This is a genomic window from Phaeodactylibacter sp., from assembly GCF_022763345.1.
In the GTDB taxonomy this organism is placed as follows: Bacteria; Bacteroidota; Bacteroidia; order Chitinophagales; family Saprospiraceae; genus Phaeodactylibacter.
Window position 1 is genome coordinate 20,494 of sequence record NZ_JALEGS010000103.1, and the last position, 17,053, is coordinate 37,546.

At 54.5% G+C, this 17,053-nt stretch carries 11 protein-coding genes; 2 read left to right on the top strand and 9 right to left on the bottom strand.

Annotated elements, in window-relative coordinates:
- Positions 1-3: 3 nt before the first annotated feature.
- The 3 genes from MRY86_RS25060 to MRY86_RS25070 are packed head-to-tail and all read right to left on the bottom strand — an operon-like array spanning position 4 to position 2,680.
- Positions 4-1,218 carry an aspartyl protease family protein gene (locus MRY86_RS25060; RefSeq protein WP_293564035.1) on the bottom strand — a complete coding sequence of 405 codons (1,215 nt, stop codon included), beginning with the start codon at positions 1,216-1,218 and terminating at the stop codon, positions 4-6.
- A 2-nt stretch (positions 1,219-1,220) separates the two neighbouring features.
- Complete coding sequence (locus MRY86_RS25065; protein ID WP_293564036.1) at positions 1,221-2,417, bottom strand: glycosyl hydrolase family 18 protein; 1,197 nt, start codon at positions 2,415-2,417, stop codon at positions 1,221-1,223.
- 53 nt (positions 2,418-2,470) lie between these two features.
- Positions 2,471-2,680 carry a hypothetical protein gene (locus MRY86_RS25070; RefSeq protein WP_282779195.1) on the bottom strand — a complete coding sequence of 70 codons (210 nt, stop codon included), beginning with the start codon at positions 2,678-2,680 and terminating at the stop codon, positions 2,471-2,473.
- An 89-nt stretch (positions 2,681-2,769) separates the two neighbouring features.
- Here MRY86_RS25070 and MRY86_RS25075 point away from each other — a divergent pair, with 89 nt between their 5' ends.
- Complete coding sequence (locus tag MRY86_RS25075; RefSeq protein WP_293564037.1) at positions 2,770-3,243, top strand: hypothetical protein; 474 nt, start codon at positions 2,770-2,772, stop codon at positions 3,241-3,243.
- Between the two features lie 5 nt (positions 3,244-3,248).
- Here MRY86_RS25075 and MRY86_RS25080 read toward each other — a convergent pair whose 3' ends face one another.
- The 6 genes from MRY86_RS25080 to MRY86_RS25105 all read right to left on the bottom strand — a co-directional run bounded on the left by MRY86_RS25080 (position 3,249) and on the right by MRY86_RS25105 (position 14,168).
- Positions 3,249-4,172, bottom strand: a complete 924-nt coding sequence (locus MRY86_RS25080) for a DUF6624 domain-containing protein (protein WP_293572012.1) — start codon at positions 4,170-4,172, stop codon at positions 3,249-3,251.
- Positions 4,173-4,198: 26 nt separating this feature from the next.
- Positions 4,199-5,110 carry a DUF6624 domain-containing protein gene (locus MRY86_RS25085; protein WP_293568180.1) on the bottom strand — a complete coding sequence of 304 codons (912 nt, stop codon included), beginning with the start codon at positions 5,108-5,110 and terminating at the stop codon, positions 4,199-4,201.
- Positions 5,111-5,117: 7 nt separating this feature from the next.
- Entirely contained in the window at positions 5,118-8,060 is a 2,943-nt protein-coding gene (locus MRY86_RS25090; protein WP_293568178.1) for a M56 family metallopeptidase, read from the bottom strand.
- Positions 8,047-8,421: a BlaI/MecI/CopY family transcriptional regulator gene (locus tag MRY86_RS25095; RefSeq protein ID WP_293568176.1), complete on the bottom strand. Its 375-nt coding sequence runs from the start codon at positions 8,419-8,421 to the stop codon at positions 8,047-8,049. The genes MRY86_RS25090 and MRY86_RS25095 overlap by 14 nt, the downstream gene beginning before the upstream one ends.
- 66 nt (positions 8,422-8,487) lie before the next feature.
- Positions 8,488-9,180, bottom strand: coding sequence for a hypothetical protein (locus tag MRY86_RS25100; protein ID WP_293572013.1), 693 nt, complete (start codon positions 9,178-9,180; stop codon positions 8,488-8,490).
- A complete protein-coding gene (locus MRY86_RS25105; protein WP_293567601.1) occupies positions 9,177-14,168 on the bottom strand; it encodes a hypothetical protein in 4,992 nt (1,663 codons plus the stop codon). The genes MRY86_RS25100 and MRY86_RS25105 overlap by 4 nt, the downstream gene beginning before the upstream one ends.
- Between MRY86_RS25105 and MRY86_RS25110 the strand changes: the two genes are divergently transcribed.
- Positions 14,092-16,821 carry an OmpA family protein gene (locus tag MRY86_RS25110; protein WP_293572015.1) on the top strand — a complete coding sequence of 910 codons (2,730 nt, stop codon included), beginning with the start codon at positions 14,092-14,094 and terminating at the stop codon, positions 16,819-16,821. The genes MRY86_RS25105 and MRY86_RS25110 overlap by 77 nt on opposite strands.
- The last annotated feature ends 232 nt before the right edge of the window (positions 16,822-17,053 follow it).

Consider the following 17,053-nt stretch of genomic DNA (forward strand, 5'->3'; position numbering starts at 1 on the left):
GCTTCAGGGCTTTTTATTAGACTTGTTCTGCGGAGCATCAAAAAGGTCCTGCTGCCGTAAGTTCACTGTCAAATGGTTCTCCTGCCTTTGTATGGTCAGTTCGATTGGATCGGGTGCTCCCAAAAGCGCTCTGGCTTCGCAAAAATCCGTTGCATCTACCGGGCGGCTATTGATGGCCACGATTGTATCTCCAAGCACCAAACCGGATTCCACCGCCAAAGATGGATAAACCAGTTGGGCGACTTCGAGTATATCCCCATTCGGCTGCAGCGCGCAACCAAAGTTATTCCAGACCGGGCTCCTCTTTTCGCCCATAGGCACAGGCTCAAGTACCAGCTCATTGTTTTGCCAGTCGATTGTAGACCGGAACGCCCGGAGGATCTGCGTACCAAACAAATGGCCTCCTTTGCGCCGGATACGTGCCCGGACACCGGGTAAAATCAGATCCTCACGGGAAGTGAAAAGCGCTTTCGGAGACATAAACCAAATGGAATCCAGTTCCACCCCATAGAGCCCTACACCGGCTGCACCAGCGGTAAACAAGTCTGCTCCAGCAGGGTCAAACATCTCCTCCACGGCTTCTAAGTCAAGCGACAAGCCACTGGAAGAACCAAAGTCCAGGGTAACGTCACTTAGGCGCAGACTATCACCGAGCATAACCGACAGCTTAGGCGTTCCCTGATTATTGACACGGAAGGGCATCACGATCCAATCTGCGCTGTAAATAAAGCCCTCGCAATCTTCCTGAATACGGATCACTTCATTTTTGTAATCCATTTGCCAGCAGGCATTGCGCATGAGATTAGCCCCCAGCAACCCATCGATATCGAGGCAATCGAAGACTGGTACACTCCGCAAATCAGAAATCAGGGCGCCCTGCCGGGTAAAGTTGATGCTGTCTATTGTTATGGTCTCTAATACGGTGTAGTCGATACGGTTACGCCGGTCGTAAGAATCAACAGCTGTACCGAATTCTTTGGTTTTCAGCCCCAGTTCCTCCACCAACTGGGCATCTATTAGGGTAGGCGCACCGGTATCCATCAGAAAATTGCAGGGCCTGCCATTGACGGCTACCTCCACGAAAATCAGCCCGTTTTTGATCTGTACCGGAATTTCCCGGGCAAACGATTTTTGCTGTACTTTTCCTTTGACCCACAGACGCTGCTTACCGCAGCTGAACAGCAGCAGTATAATGAATGCTCCAATTACTTTTTGCATGGCTATCGTTTTACAAGCTTGTAGGTTTGCTGATCTTCAGCAGTCTGAGCTGTCAGCAAGTAAAAACCGCCCGGCAAGTCCCAGGTGCCCACTTCCATATGAGACTGCCCGTTAAGCACAGCAGACCTGAGCACCTGCCCATTCACATTGCTGATGCGGTACTGAACGGTCTGATCGGAAGTGTTGGCCACGGTGAGACTTTCCCGGAAAGGGTTGGGGAAGACCTCCAGCATTTTAGTCCTTGCCATTGGCTCCTCAACGTCTACCACATTAAGCGTTTCATCAATGGCGCGCAGTAAGGACAGGTCAGAGAAATGATCCTGCCCCAACTCCCAGATCATGATGCCGGATAGCTGAGCTTCTGCCAACTGGGTTTTCTGTACAATCGTAGGGATGCCATTGTAATATACCTGGTCTACCTGATCCACCCAGGCATTCTCAGGATCCCAGTCCACAATAGTGCCATAGCGGTAGGAGGAAACCGGAGTGCTCCCAAAATCATAACCATAAAATGGCACGCCGAGGGTCAGCTTTGACTTGGCTACACCTTGTCCCTGCCAGTAGAACATCGCATTAAGGGCAAAGGAGTATGGGGAGTGTGGCCCGGGGTTGCCGGGGTCCCAGGAACCGGTCAGGTCATACACCATCATATTGATCCAGTCATAGGCGGCCAGCGCTTCGTCCGAAATATCAGGATAGCGATAGGTACCAGGCAGGGCTGCAGTGAGTTTCAGCCCATGGGCGTCTACGGAGTCGCGCAATTCCAGCACAAAGGGGCTGTACTTTTCATTGACATGCCCCCATTCCAGGTCAAAATCAATACCATCCAGCTCGTGCTGTTCGACGTACTGCATAATTTTATGAATGAAAGCTGAACGGTTTCCAGGCAGCATGAGGTGTTCCCAGGCCTGTTCCCATTCATTGGTCAGGGCACCGCCTGCCAGAGAAATATAGACTTCCACGCCCTTCGCCTTAGCGGCATTGACAATCGGGGTGATGTCCTGCCCACCGATATCCAGGTTACCCTCCATATCGGGGTTGGCAAAAGCGAGGTTGAGGTGGGTCAGTCGTTCGTATTCAATCTGACTGTTGTAGTTGAACCGGTAGTAAGGCAGATAGCCGATGACTTTGAAGTCTTCCTGGGCAGTCAGTGGCCCCAGCGCCATGGCAAAGGTCAGGAGTAGCAGTATACGTTTCAAATCAATAGGTTTTAGTGATTCAGACGTATAAAGCTAACCAAAATTTCGGGAATCTAAGGCAACCGGCGGAGGAGCAGCCGAATCAGCAGCACCCAGGGGAAGCCATGCAGAACGACATCAAACCAGTCGAGTGCCTGCATGCCCACGGCCCCGCCACGTATCCACTTGATCTTGCCCCAGATGTGGGGCTCGGGATAGAAAGGCGCCAGGCCCAGGGTGAGGCAGAGTAAGAGGACGAATTTCCAGTCGTTTATAATTGACATAACCTGAACTTCATTAGTAGGGCATAAAGGTAATGAAATATGCCGTTAACCTTTATCAGGCTTCTTCGGAAATACCTACATTTATGACCATGGCTAAACGATCTGAAACTTCCTTGCTTTCGTTAGTACGAAGGCTACAGCATGCCCTACAGGAGCACCCCAACCAAACCCTCGCCGAGTTTTGGAATACCCACTCCGACGTGCCCCCAAGCCAGGCGCAGCTCCTAACCCCTGCGTTCCTGCAGCAACAACTCTACGGGCAAATTGCCCGCCCCTGGGAACGCCTCAAGCGGAACAAGCCCAAAAAGTCTGTGCTTAAAAAAATGATGGCTACTGACTGGGCGGACTTTGAAATCCTCAACCTCCACCCTTCCCTCTCCAGGAAGCCGATGACGCTGAGCTTTGTGCTTGAGTTTTTGCGCAACGCCATCAGCCACGACAAGGTGCGGTGGGACAAAGACCTGAACGCCACTTTTTCAGATTGGGACAGCAACAAACTTCGCTTTTCTCTGCCTGCCCTCATCCGGTTTATGGAAGCTTTTGAAGCTTTCCGTCAATCCTAAAAGGGCTACTTCGTCTTTTGCTCCAACTCCCAGTCGATATCCCAACGGCTGAGGTAGTTTTCAATCGGGCCCAACCCGACTTCCGCACGCCGCTGATTTACGTATTCCGGCTCCAGGATGGGAAAAGGCTCGTAGGTTTCTGTTTCCGGATTGAACCGTACCTGAGAGCCATACTTCTGAGGCTTATCTTCCCGGGTTTGTATGCGGTCGTACATCAGCGCGTAGCTCGACCAGCTGGCCTCCCCCTCTTTGCAGGCCGCTTCGATCATGGGCAGGTAGCGTTTTTGCAGCTCATAATCCGCATGCTGAATGACCAGAAAAGCAGCAGAAGCGGCTGTACCGCCCACCTGTGAACGTAAGGGCCAGCCATTTTCTTCAATGATTTCAACCAGGGCTTCCTGATTATCTTCGTTAATGCGGTGTTTGAGTTCCCAGATTGCCGGTGTCATTATGTTCCGGCGGCCCAGCTTCGCTTCTGCTACCCGGGTATGCCCATAAAAGGCCTGATCGGTTTGCATCATGCGCCACAGCGTGCGGGCCAGCTCGGGCTTTTGATACTTTCCGTGCGCGGCTTCCACTTTTTCCATCTGCTTTTCCGCCAGCGCCTGATAGCGGTCATCTTCGTACAGGAAAACAAGGTCAGGGTCGCGCATCATCAGCACGGTGGAATCGGAGGGCAGCGCTTGCTCCAAAAAGTAGAATGCCGAATCCCGATTATTAAGCAAAGCATAAGCACAAGCCATGTTGTATGTATTCGTAAAATCGTCCGCATCCTGCTCATAACCCTGCCGGTATAGGGCGATAGCTTCAGTCAAGTCCCCTGCCTGCCGCAAGGAGTCTGCCTTTACAGTGACGGGCATCTGCTTTTCCTGAGCCTGAGCACAAATCGTAAAAAGGAAAAGGAATAAAAAAGTCAGGTGATTTCTCATGGTAAATGGTTTTTATCGGTAAAAAATTATTGAAAACGGCTCAGTACCAGAGCGCGATAAGCCTCGATAGGCATCATACCCACTTCCATTCGGCGTTGGTTGAGGTTGTCCGGGTCTTCGACTGCTGCCAATTCGATGGTTTTGGTGGCCGGATCAACTTTTGAAAACTGCGTACCGTAGCGCTGGGGTTTTTCGGCATTAACCTGAATCCGGTCGTACAGGTAAGCATAGTCCTGACCATCCAGGCCGCCATTTTTCACCGCTGCTTCAATGTAAGGCAGCTGAGCCTTCTGCCATTCCGGGTCCCGGTCTGCATGCTGAATAAGGATAAAAACAGCGTGCATGCCTTCCTCCCCCACCAGCTCAGCAGTGGGAAAGCCGTGCGCTTCAATGATTGCCTTTAGCGCTTCCCGGTTTTCTGCATCTACCTTTACCCCGTCCGCATAACTCATACCGGAAGTATCAATCCTAAACGCTTCTATCAGATAGTCCTGCACATTGCCGCGTGCCAATTGGTCCCGCACCTCCATCGCGATCAGTTGCCGCTGAAGCACGGTATCCTGAGGTTGCTGATCGTCTCTCGTACACGGGATGTGGGCAGGCTTTTGTTCCAGATACAACCCCTTTTGGCAAAATGTACCCCAGGTATATTCTGACTGCAACGCCAGAATAGAATCCCGTTTTTCCATTTGTCCAAGATGCTCCAGCACTTCCAATCCGGCAATTAGGAACCGTAACTCCACGGTGTCCGAATAAGCCCGAAGCGAATCAAACTGTTGAGCAGCAGTGCTAAAGTCTTCCTCAAAAGTACTGACAATCATACGCCAGCCCAGTTGCCAATGCTCCGTTTGGCTCAGCGAAGGCGCTACGGTTTCCGGTGTAGTTTGACAGCCCACCATCAACAAGATGAAGGCCATGGCTACAAAGCTTCTTTTCATTGCATCGCTACTTTAAATTAAAACTAAAGGTGACAGGCAGGCGCTTTTGCTGCCCATCGGTATCCTGAATGACCATATCCGTCAAAAACAAGCTGCTGTTTGGCTTAAGGCCAGCAAGGTGTTGCTGCACCGTGACATTCTCCGCAGATTTAGATTTCAGCGTTACGCCCTTACCGTCTTCCGGTATGATGACCAACTCGAATTGCAGCACCGGGTACTCCAACCCTCCAATTTCCAACAGCATCCCATCCTCGGTGGTATGCTGAAAGGCATGCAGGGACTGCACCTCATTACTCCGGGTACCGCTCAGCCCACGCCAATGAAAGGTCATTGCCTTATCGTACAACTCATAATACTCCGGTATGGTATCCGTATCAATATACGTCGCATGCAACAGTTCCACTCTGTTAATTTCCGGCTCCGGGACTATAGCCTCCTCTTCCCGGCGCAAGCGCTCTACCGTACGGAAACCAGGGATGGGCAACACATTGACCTTCGGATCATTGGCATACTGTTCATACATCCAACGGTGCTGGGCCACACTCGTATCCAAACGAATGAGGGTAGGCGCTCCCGGCCGGTAAACAAACTGGAAAGGGTCCAGAGATGGCTTCAGCCGCAGCGTATCAGCTTCGGCCGCAATGGGCCGTTCCTGATTGATTTTTAAAATAAGCCGCCCGCGGTCAGCGCCATTTTCCAAACCAAAGACCACCTGTAGCTCGAAGGTATCTGTGCGCTGAGCAGCTACCCTTAATCTGCGCTGCCCGGCTTCAGAGAACAAAGGCGTAAACTTCATGCCCTCTTCTACCCCGTCATAATCCCACAGCATCAGGCTATCCGTGCCCACCGGTACGCCCTGATAGGTAGCCGACCATTCGGCCGTTGCCAGGGCGGTCAGTGCTTCTGCCGGAAGATAACGGACCGCTTCACTCGCCCGCCCGGCCCGCTGCCGGAGTACCCAGTTGTAATCTCCCCATTGGATTTCTGTGCCGGAGCGCCGCAGGAATGCACTTGGCTTAGGCAACGGATCCACTTTACGGCGGGAGAATTCACCGTAGCGCTCACTGAAAAGCCCATCCTCAAAGGCCAGTCCAACGTCAGGTGACATACCGATGCCTAAACTGGTGTAAAACGCTTTTTCATCAACTGTACGAGCGATGAGGTGTATCTGATCACCTTGGCTTAGGTCAGTTACTACCTCCTTCCAAATTTCCTGGACTTCTTCAGCCGTGGCTGCTTCCAAAATCCGGGCCGGTTCGCCTTGCTTGACAAAGCTTACACACAATTGCTCAATTTCTAAATCTTCTCCACTATTAATAATCTTAAAGGGTTGGTTTTTAATATTCATCAAGGCACTTGGCTCCAATTCCTGAATCACCATTCCGGCAACACTGGCGAACGGATGATTATACCATTGCACGCCCAGTAGCTCTTGCCCCAATTTTAACCGATACGGACTAGTTTCCCAGGTATGAACAATATTGATCTTTTGAATATGCTCGTCCGCCAAAGCCACACAAAGTTCGGTCTTCTTGCCTTCCGCCTTGGGGCCAGCAACCTTCATCATAGCGTACACTCCTGCCTCCATCATAGCCACCCGGAGATCATCAGAATACACCTTACCCAGACCAATAATACCGCAACTCAGGCGCCCCCAGGCATCTTCCACCGCCAAAACGAGTACCAAATCCTCCTTCATCCCAACCCCGGCTGGCCAGGAGTCTTTCAGCCTGCCCTTTACCGAAAAGTTATGAATCAACTGAGCCCCCCTGTAAAGCAAAGCCTGCGTCTTATTGCGCCACAACACCTGATCGCCCATCACCAACTCAAGGCGTTCAGCACTCAGCGCATGCAGGGCGGCAGGCGTCAGAAAGGTAGCCTTCAAAGTATTTTCGGTACCCCTTAGCTGCGCCGGGCTGAATACCGGCAAACGGTAAGGCCCCCAGGCCAGGGCATCCGCCATCTCCTCCGGTTGTTCGCCCCAGGTGGTAAACACGTCCCGCTGGGCAAAGGCATCCACGGCCTGCCCGGCCCGTTCCAAGCCACCGCCGGGGAATTGCTCTGACAAATTGAAAGCAAACAGCACCACCAATAATACCGCAACCGGCAGCACCGACAGGTACTTCACTACCCGCCAGGGAGCCGATGCCCGCTGCGCCAGCATTTGAAGCCGGCTCCTTAGATGGGCCGCAAAAGTATTAGCCAACGGGTGACAGCTGTGCCCCATCCGCTGCAGCGCTAAAAACTGTGCGTAGGTATGCCTGCTGCCTAATTCACGGGATACGTAAGCATCTGCAATGTATTCATGCACCTGCTGCAGAGCCGTCCGGTAGGCATAGACCAATGGATTAAACCACTTCAAAATCAGATAGCATTCCATCAGCAGCACATCCACGCTATGCCGCTGCCGGACGTGCACCAGTTCGTGCTCAAGGATAATACGCTTGGCTTCAGGCAGGCCATCGCCTTTCCAAAATACGTAACTGAAAAAGCTGCTGGCCGGAATATCCCGGTCGGGGGTAAGCAAAGTGTAGCGCCCCTTTCGCTCCCGCCGGCTCCTGCGAATCAGTCTCTGTAAGGCCAGCAGGCGCAAACTAAGCCGGCTCAGCATAAAAAGTGCGCCTGTAAAGTAGAGCCCCAGCAAGATATCAGCCAGGCTCAGGGAGAAAGCGGGCGTGGGGGCCATGAGCTGCCCGTAAATTTGCAGCTTCGCTGACGTTGCTTCCCGTATCACCGGCAGGAGCACCTCCCCCGCTATTGAGGAAGGAGCCGCCGCCTGTTCAAAGTGAAGTAAAGGTATAGTAAGAGACACCGCCGGCATCAGCAACAGGTACACCCGGTTGAACTGGAAAAAGGTTTCCCGGCGGAGCAAAAAGTAATAGAGCGCGTAAAACAGCGCCAATCCGATGCTGGACTCCAGCAGATACTGGGTGACGCTACTGGGTATCATGATCCTCCTGTTTTTTGATCTTGTCGAGCAGGGCTTCCAGCTCACCGTAGGAAACCTCCTCCTCCTGTACGAAATGGGACAATAAAGCTTCGGCAGAACTTTCAAAGTACGACGTCATCAGGTGCCGGAATGCTTTGCTCCGGTACTCCTGCTTGCTCACGGCCGGATAATAGCGGTTGCTTTTCCCAAAGGTTTCATGCCCGATGAAGCCTTCGCCCTCCAACTTGCGCACCATGGAGGAAATCGTGGTGACTGGTGCCGGTGGCGGTGGCAGCTCGGCTACAATTTCTTTTAGAAAGGCCCGCTTTAACTTCCAGAGCACTTGCATTACCGCCTCTTCTTTTTCGTTTAGTTGTCTCATAGGACAAATGTACAACGAAAATTTCGTTACTCCAACTAAAAACCCATTTTATCAACGATTTTTTCGTTACCCGTCGGTTTGCTGCCGGATGTAAGCCTCCTGCCGCTCCTGAATATCGGTGTCTGGCGCGTAAGCGGTGATGCGGTAAGTATCAGGCCCAAGCGGTGCGACGGTAGCCGGATAAGCCGGTGCCGTCCAGGGTGAAGCGGCCAGCCATTGCTCCAGGCGCTGTTGGGCGTTGGGGCCCTCCAGCGTCACCTCAAAGGAAAACGGGGAAAGTGCCGTTTTTTCCACCGACCGTTGAATGGCAGGTGCCTGAATCAGATGATAGGGCAGTACCAATAAGCCACCGTCTTCTCCCACCAGCTTCGCGCTTCGGCCACGCAGCTGCATAATTTTGTAGGCCCGCCCCTCATAATTTAGGTAATCGCCGGGGCGCAGGTCTCCTTCCAGCCGCAGCAAAAGACCGGGGTAGAAATCCCTCCACCAGGGCCAGCCCAGCACGATCAGCAAAATGGTCGTTGCCCCTGCAACAACCGGGGAGGCCAGCAACAGGCGGTAAAATGCAAAAACCGACCACCCCAACCATAAGGCCACCCCTACTCTCAACAATAAGGCCTCCAGGCGTTGCCGCTGCCGCCGGCTCTTCACAAGAGGCAGCCCATACTTTTTGAGCGCGTACAGCAGCGCATGAAGCAGCAAGGCCAACAGCCCAAGCAGGAGCACTAACCCTAATGGCAAAGTAGACAATTGGATCATAGCATGCCTTTTTCGGTGAACAACTGCCCCAGGTAATAGCGGACCTCCGGCTTTAATTCCAGCACTTCCCGTTCGTGGGGGACTAAAAGCTGACTGCGCTGCAGCTCTTTGATCCGCCCTCCTGCCCAGTCGGCTCCTTCTGAAGCAAACAAACGGGCAAACCGCCGGTGGGTCAGCGCCCGGTGCAAATACAACTGCAACAGCACAAAGTACCAGGCAGCATCGTCCAGAACTGGAAAATCCGGCCGGTGGATCGCAGTTTCCAGCCTGTTCCGGCCCTGAGCATCCGTCCTAAGGTGAGCCAGCCAAAGGCGCAACGCTATCCCGATATTCCCATCGCTTTGGCGGTGCAGCCGGCCAAACAACTGGTCCCAGGCCTTCATCCGCACCAACTCCTCGGGCTGCCCTCCAATGTGCAGGGGCACTCCGCCGGTCTTATGCCGGGCCCAAACCGCCGCGCGCAAATGCTGAAGCGACAATGGCCGGAGGAGGACTGTGGCAATCATAGTTTCATCCACCGGGCTCTGTGCCCGAAGCACCTGCAAGGTATTCAGGTTGCAACTCAACAGGAAAACATGCCGCTTCCCAAATGCCTGCACCGCTTCCAGCAATTGCCCGAAGGCCTGCCCCTGATCTGCCCCGCGCTGCCACCACAGCTCAATATCTTCGAGCAAAAACACGGTGCCGCCCGGGCTTTCTTCCAATAAAGCCGATAGCGCCCCTCTTTTCCCTGTCGCCTGCTCAAAGGCTTTTTGTAAGGCTCTCGGAGAGGTGGCACCGCCCTGAGGAGGGATGACTTTCAGGTAACTGCCCCCAAAAATCTGCCGCGTAGCGTACTCCAAAAAGTAGCTCTTGCCACTCAGGGCTTCCCCGGTAATCAATATGCCGCCACCGGGCCCTTCTTTTCGGTCTTGCAAGGCTTCCTGCACCTGCAACAACGCTGCATCCCGGCTTTCTGAACGGGTCCGCAAATTGAGATGCTTGCCCGAGAACAACTGCCGGTAATAATAAGGATAAGCTTCGCGCACAGCCTGAACCGGCCCAACGGCTTTAGCAAACACCCGTAGCCGGTCCCGGTCACTGCGCAGCGCCTGCTCCCGGCGCTCCATGGCCGCCTGTGCCACATCTTCCTGCTTTTGAGCAGCATAGTCCCGCAGCCGGTCCCACTGCATCGTGACGCGCTCTTCCAGCTTGCGGCGCCAGGCAACAATACCGCGGCGCCGGCTTTCCTTACGTACGTACTGAGACAGCGCCGCTGCCTGCGCAATGATGTGGTCAATCGTCAGCGCTGATTCCGTAGCTTCAAATTGTTCGTCCAGTTCTGCCTGAAATGCCGTGAATACGTCTGCCACTTCCTGCCCCAGTTCTGCCAGTTGCTTCTCCGATTTATTCAGAATACTGGAAAGGGCTTCATAGCTTTCGGCATCCTCCGCGGCATCCACACCGTAGTGGAGCAAACTTCCGATATTGAAAATCTGCCCGCTAAGGGGGTTCAGCTGCTGCCTCAGGAGGGTGAGCTCATTCTCCAGTATTTGGGAAAACTGCGTATCGACCAGGTAATCGGCAATTTCCAGCAGGGACAATTTCAGGGGTGGCTGCCCTTTAGTCTGCAATGCCCTGAAATCCCGGCGCGTGGCCTGATCCATAAGCTCCACTTCAACGGGAAGCGGCGAGGTAATGCGGCCGGTTTGCTCCATAAAGTGCCAGAGTACAGATTCCGTATTGTCCATATCTTCTTCATCGCGCTGAAAGGGGGCCATCGTCAGCGCCTCGGTGGCACCATGCTCCAATTGGGTTTTTAAAGTGTGGCAGGCTTGCCTGAGGCTTTCCATTTGTGCAGTCAGACCGCCCACGTAGACTTCGCTCAGGGCGTCCAGGGCATCGTTTTTGCCGGAGCGCAACAACAGCGCCGCATGCGTCAGTTGCTGATTGACTTCAAAATTGCGGTGGAACAACTGCTGATTGTTTTTCCAGGCCGCACTGAAGGCTTCAATATCCTGCGCAGCTGCTTTGGCGGGTTTTCTGCCCCACTTTTGTTTTTCCTGCTTTAGCCATTTGCTCAGATCAGCAGGCTTTTCCTGACGGCTAAGGGCATTGCAAAGCGCGCGGTCTTCGTTGCGGAGCCTGATCAGCGGTTTCGCGACCATGCCATCCACCTGCTGCCGGAGTTGTTCAAAGCCTTCTTCCAGCTGAGCGGTGGCGTCTTCCAACAACACGGTCAGTGGCCGGTTGCTTTTAGGCTCCAGCTGTTGGTGAAGTTTGCGGGCCAATTGGCGGCTAGCCAGCATCAGGCGGGCATTCAGCTGCCCAAAATCGAGCAAGACTTCCTGCAGGGCCATTTGATTCCGGCGGCGGGCCCATTTTAAAACGGGCCGCTTCAGCCTGACCTTTTTTGTACGCCCGGAACCATTTTGCAGTTCCACACGCTGTGGTAGAGCTTCTAATACCTGCTCACAGGAAGTCAAATACTGCTCCAGTGCTTCTGCGAGCAACTGCGACAGGCTGTCCAGTTCCTGTTGCCGGAAAGCAGCGGAACGGCCGCGAAGCTCCTCCAAATGGCTGACCAGCATAGGCATGGAAAGGGTTTCGTGCTCCGCTGCCGAATCCAGCAAAGCCCTAAAAGCAGATTCCTGATCTGTCACCCATTGCTGATAGTGCTGCTGTACCACCGCCAGCGCCCGGGCAGATAGCTGATCCATTGCCTTTTCCAAGCCTGCATCCAATGCCTGCACCACCTCCGCCAGCTGACGCTCTTCGGGCATTTGCAGGTCGTCGAGTGCCTGGCTCTTTCCGGGCTCAAAGATTTGCTTTTGCTCCAGGTCCTTGAGCCCCAGCTCAGTCGTCTCGAAAGTAGACGATGCTTTGACCAACAGCGTAGTGCCAATGAGCCCTACCAGTTCGTTGGTCTGCTTCACGAAAGTGGCTTCCGTCCCGGTCTGAATGTTAGGAATGCCGATGAAGATCAAATCCGCCTCCGCCGACATCGTCTTCATCAAGTCGTAAAAAGGAGTGCGGTCCAGTGCGTTATTTATGACCTTGATCTCGGCTTCCACGCGAAACTCATCCAGCAGCGCCTGAATACGCTTCTCAATCATGCGCCGGTCCACATTAAAATCATTGACCAGCAGCACCCGGACGCGGGCATTGCGCCATTCGTTGGAGGCGCCGATGAAGCGCGCCAGGTGCAGCATTAGCTCGGCATTATTGCTGATGCCCCGCCACCACATGTCAATTTGTGCCCGTTTGCGGAAGCCCCAGCGCTTGTCGTAGTCCAGGTAAAGCACGTTGTAGTCCAGGTCGATCAGCCGCTCGGTCATTTGGGCAAACCAGATGGGGTCCTGCGTATTCTTGGCCCAGCCCATGAGCACGGTATTCGGCTCCAGCCCGGAAAAACCAAAAGTAGTAGCTATCGTCTCAATGCCTTTGTACACGTTGCTGACCTCAATACGCCGCCCAAACACACCGTACTTTTGCAAGAGGTCATCGTTGACTTTCTGTTTGTGTTTGGGGAAGAGCACCTTAGACTGCCGGTTTTCCACCAGGTCGAAGTTGGTTACCATCCCCACCTGACCAGCCAGCGTCTTCCCAAACTCGATCAAATGGGGGCGCTGCTCAGAACTGCCGCTAAAGAGCATGATGTTGGGCTTCCAGTTGCGTTTGTGGTCTTCGGTAACCTCCATGCGCTTGAGCCCCGATTTGACCACCGTCGACCAGACACTCTGCCAGACATCACCCGTGCCCAGGCTCACCTGCCGGCGCTGCAGCCATAGAAAGACACCCCCAATCACCACCAACGCCGCCACCATAGCCAGCATATCCAGCTTAAACATGACCGCGAAGGTCGCCATGAAGCCCACCAGCCCAATCCATTTGCTTACGCGAAAGGAGGGCTTGAAGTCGGAACTGGCCCAGCTTTCCAGAAAAAAGGCAATGTTGATAAAACCATAGGCCGCCAGGTAAAACATGGAGACGATACGGGCAATGAGGTCCAATTCCCCGATCAGAATACCGCCCTCTGCAATCAGGATGGTGAGGATAAGCCCGTTGCGGGGCTCATTGGCCGCCCCGGCGCCTTTGGCAAAAATGCGGGGCGTAATCCGGTCCAGCGACATGGCCTGCAAAATCCGTGGAGCGCCCAAAATGCCGCCAATAGCAGAAGACAGCGTCGCGCCCCAGATACCCGCAATCACCGCCGGGCCCCAGATCGAGATTTTGCGGAGGATGTTGTAATCCGACCGGAGGACCTCCAGGTCTACCTTACTGTAAAGGAAAATGGCCAGCGCGAGGTACACCACAAAACCCACGATAATCGCGGCAATGGTCCCTGCCGGAATATCCCGCTTGGGGTCCGCCAAATCTCCCGACATCGCAATACCTGCCGTGAAGCCGGTCACCGCGGGGAAAAAGATGGCAAAAACCGTTTCCATAGGCACCGTTTCGCTAACCAGCGTTTCCGGAATGGCAGCCTCGGCCGGGCTGCCGCCCATGAAAATCACCACCAGGGAAGCGACAATAGCCGCCAGGATAAAAAACTGCGTTTTGATGGCGACAGAGGTGCTAATAAAAGCCAGCACCATCAGGAGGAAGAGGAATAAACTCCCGGTGCTCCGCATGCCATTAATATCGGTACTCAGCCCCAGGAAAGCATTGAAGCTCTCGGCAAAGCCCACCAGGTATAGCGCAATGCTCAAAGCCGTGCCCACAAACAGCGTCAGGCCAATCGCCCCACCAATGGGCAGCCCCAGGCTGCGCGACAATACGTAGTACACCCCGCCCGCGCCAACTTTCTTATCCGTAGCAATGGAAGAAATGCTCAGGCCCGTGCTAAAGGAGATCACATGCGCAATGACCACAATAATAATCGAGCCCCAAAGCCCGGCATTACCAACCACCCAACCCATCCGCATGTACATGATCACACCAAGGATGGTCAAAATGGAGGGCGTGAACACCCCATCAAAAGCCCGGAATTTCTTTTGTCTGCTCATTGCTGCCGAAGGTAAGAAATCTAAGGCTACCGGGAAAATCCGTAATATTTCGGCCACAGAGAAAGTAAAAAGAGCAGAAAAGCGTTTACTGAGTATACTTTTTCATCAGCAAGACTTGCCTTACATGCGACTGACTGCCCTAATCCTTTTGATATTGCCTGTTCTGGCCTTTGCCCAATCCGGCCTGCCCGAAACCCAAGACCTGCAGCAACAGCTGTCTGCACCGGATGCCGCGCCGGAAGAGCGGGCCTGGGCCTACATTCAGCTCGCCCGTCAACACCTTAACCCGGAATGCCCCTGCTATCAGCCCGACTCCGCCTACCATTACCTGCGGGAAGGGCAACGGCAGTACCGCAAGCTCAGCAACCGGGAACTGCGCAAAGCCGGGCAACTGGGGTACGATGAGCAGCGGGTCAATCAGTTGAAGCAGGACATACGGGAAGAGGGCCTAAAGTACTATCAGGCCAAAGGCAGCAGCGCAGGAATAGCCTATTACCTCGACAACTACGGCCGGCTTTCCCACGAACTGCGAACAGAGGGCACGAAGAACTTTTTGGAACTCCGCTTCAAAGAGTTGCAGGCACGGAGCCAGTACGACAGCCTGAAGGCGTTTGCCGAGACCTTCGCCCCTCAGCTCAAAGAATACCTGCCCTCCCTGCAGCCTCAACTGGAACGCGCCGTATTCGAAGCCTTCTTCACTACTCAGGACAGCACCAACCTCAACGACCTCTTCCGGTTGCTCAGCGATTTCCCCGATGCCGCTGCCCTGCTCGATGCCCCCATCAGCCGGGCACTTTCGGCCTTCCCGCTGATTACCAAAACCGAAAACATCCTCCGCGAGGCCGACCACCGCGACCTGCCCAAGACCGTTCGGGTCATCTACCTGTACCACTACTTCACCGGCGACTGGGGCGACCTGCTTGGGTTCCAGAACCGCTATCCCTTCTATTCCGATAGCTTCAACCTGAAACGAGCCATCACCGTTGCCCAGCTCGCCCCTGACCTTGACCTCGGTTTTACGGACGACCGGAAGGATGCCTTTGAGCGTTACATCGAGCTTGGCGCCCCCACCCAAAAAGCCTACTTCGCCCTGCAACAATACATTGCCCGGGATGTAGAAGCTCAAAACTGGGACCGTGCCCTGGCCAAAGTCGAACAGTTTGCCGGCTACTTTGGCGAAAAGGACGAGCGCATTCAGCAGTTGCAGCAAATCCTCCGCGCACCCTCCGAAGGCATTGCGCCCCGCAGCCTGGGCGACACCCTCAACTCCATTGATGGGGAATACGCCCCTGTGCTCAGCGCCGACGGGCAGCGGATGTACTTTTGCCGCAACCGCGACGGGGACGAAGACATCTACTTTGCGGACCGCACCCCAACGGGTTGGAAATACCCGGAGCCCATCGCTGCCCTCAACACCAAAAGCAGCCACGAAGCGCCCCTCAACATCTCCCCCGATGGCAACACTCTACTGATGTACGATGGTGGCGTGGTGGAATATACCGAGCGTACGGTTGAGGGGTGGTCGCCCTCGGTGCCCTTCTTCCCGGAAGACCGCCGCCCCGACTGGCAGGGCATGTCGGCCATTGCCGCCGATGGGGAAGCAGTGATCTTCGCCGCCCGCTCCATCGATTGTATCGGTGCGCGCAATGAAGACAACATCGACTTATTTGTCGCTTACCGGCAGGGCGACGGGCAGTGGGGGCCGCCCATCAATCTGGGTACTACCCTCAACACCCCTTTTGAAGACCGCAGCCCTTTCCTCCATCCTGATCAGCGCACCCTCTACTTTAGCTCCGACGGGCACGGCGGTTTTGGGGAACTCGATGTTTTCGTCACCCGCCGGATTGGCGATGGCTGGACCGAATGGACCCCACCCGTCAATCTGGGCAAAGACATCAACGGCCCTGGCTACGACTGGGGCTATCGCATCAGCACGGATGGGCGCACCGCCTATTTCTCCGGTTTTGAACCCGGCTGGAAAGAAGAGCTGTATGAAATTGGCGTACCGGAAGCCCACCGCCCCATACCGGTCGCCACCGTTACCGGCACCCTCACCCGGCAGTCCGGCGCACCAGCGGATGCCCTGCTTATCGTCAATGACCTCGAAACCGGGGAAGAAGTCGCCAGGGTGCACCCCGACCCACAGACCGGGCAGTACTTCATCACCCTGCCGGTGGGGCAGCGCTACAGCTACACCGTAGAGGGCGAAGGGCTCTACCCGATCGGCAACCATATTGATCTGCGGCAGGCAACAGGCAAGCTGGAAAGAAAGGAAAATATAACCGTGCCCAGCATTCCCGAAGCCCGGGAAGCCGGGCTCTCCCTGCCCCTCAAAAACCTCTTTTTCGAGACCGACAGCCACACCATTGACCCCGCTTCCCACCCCGAGCTCAACCGGCTTGCCCAACTCGTGCAGGATTACGACCTCACGGTGGAAATTGCCGGCCATACCGATAATCAGGGCGGAGCGGAATACAACAAAGCCCTTTCGCAACGGCGGGCGGATGCCGCTAGAGCTTACCTGTTGCAACAAGGCTGTACCCCTGCTCAGGTGGAAGCTACCGGCTACGGCCCGGAGCAGCCTCTTGAGGACAACGCCACGGCTGAGGGCCGGGCGCAGAACCGGCGGGTGGAGATCCGGTTTCGGAAGTGATTTTTAAATTAGGCGGTTGTGGAAAACACCCGCCTAATGCTAAGGCTAATCAAACCATAAACGACTTACTACATTTGAATTAGCCGGTTGTGGAACACGAGCGGAGCGACTGATAAAATAAACACCCGCTTAATACTCAACCTAATCCAACCATAAAAGACTTACTGCATTTGAATTGGGCGGTTGTGGGACACGAGCGGAGCGACTGATGAAATAAACACCCGCTTAATGC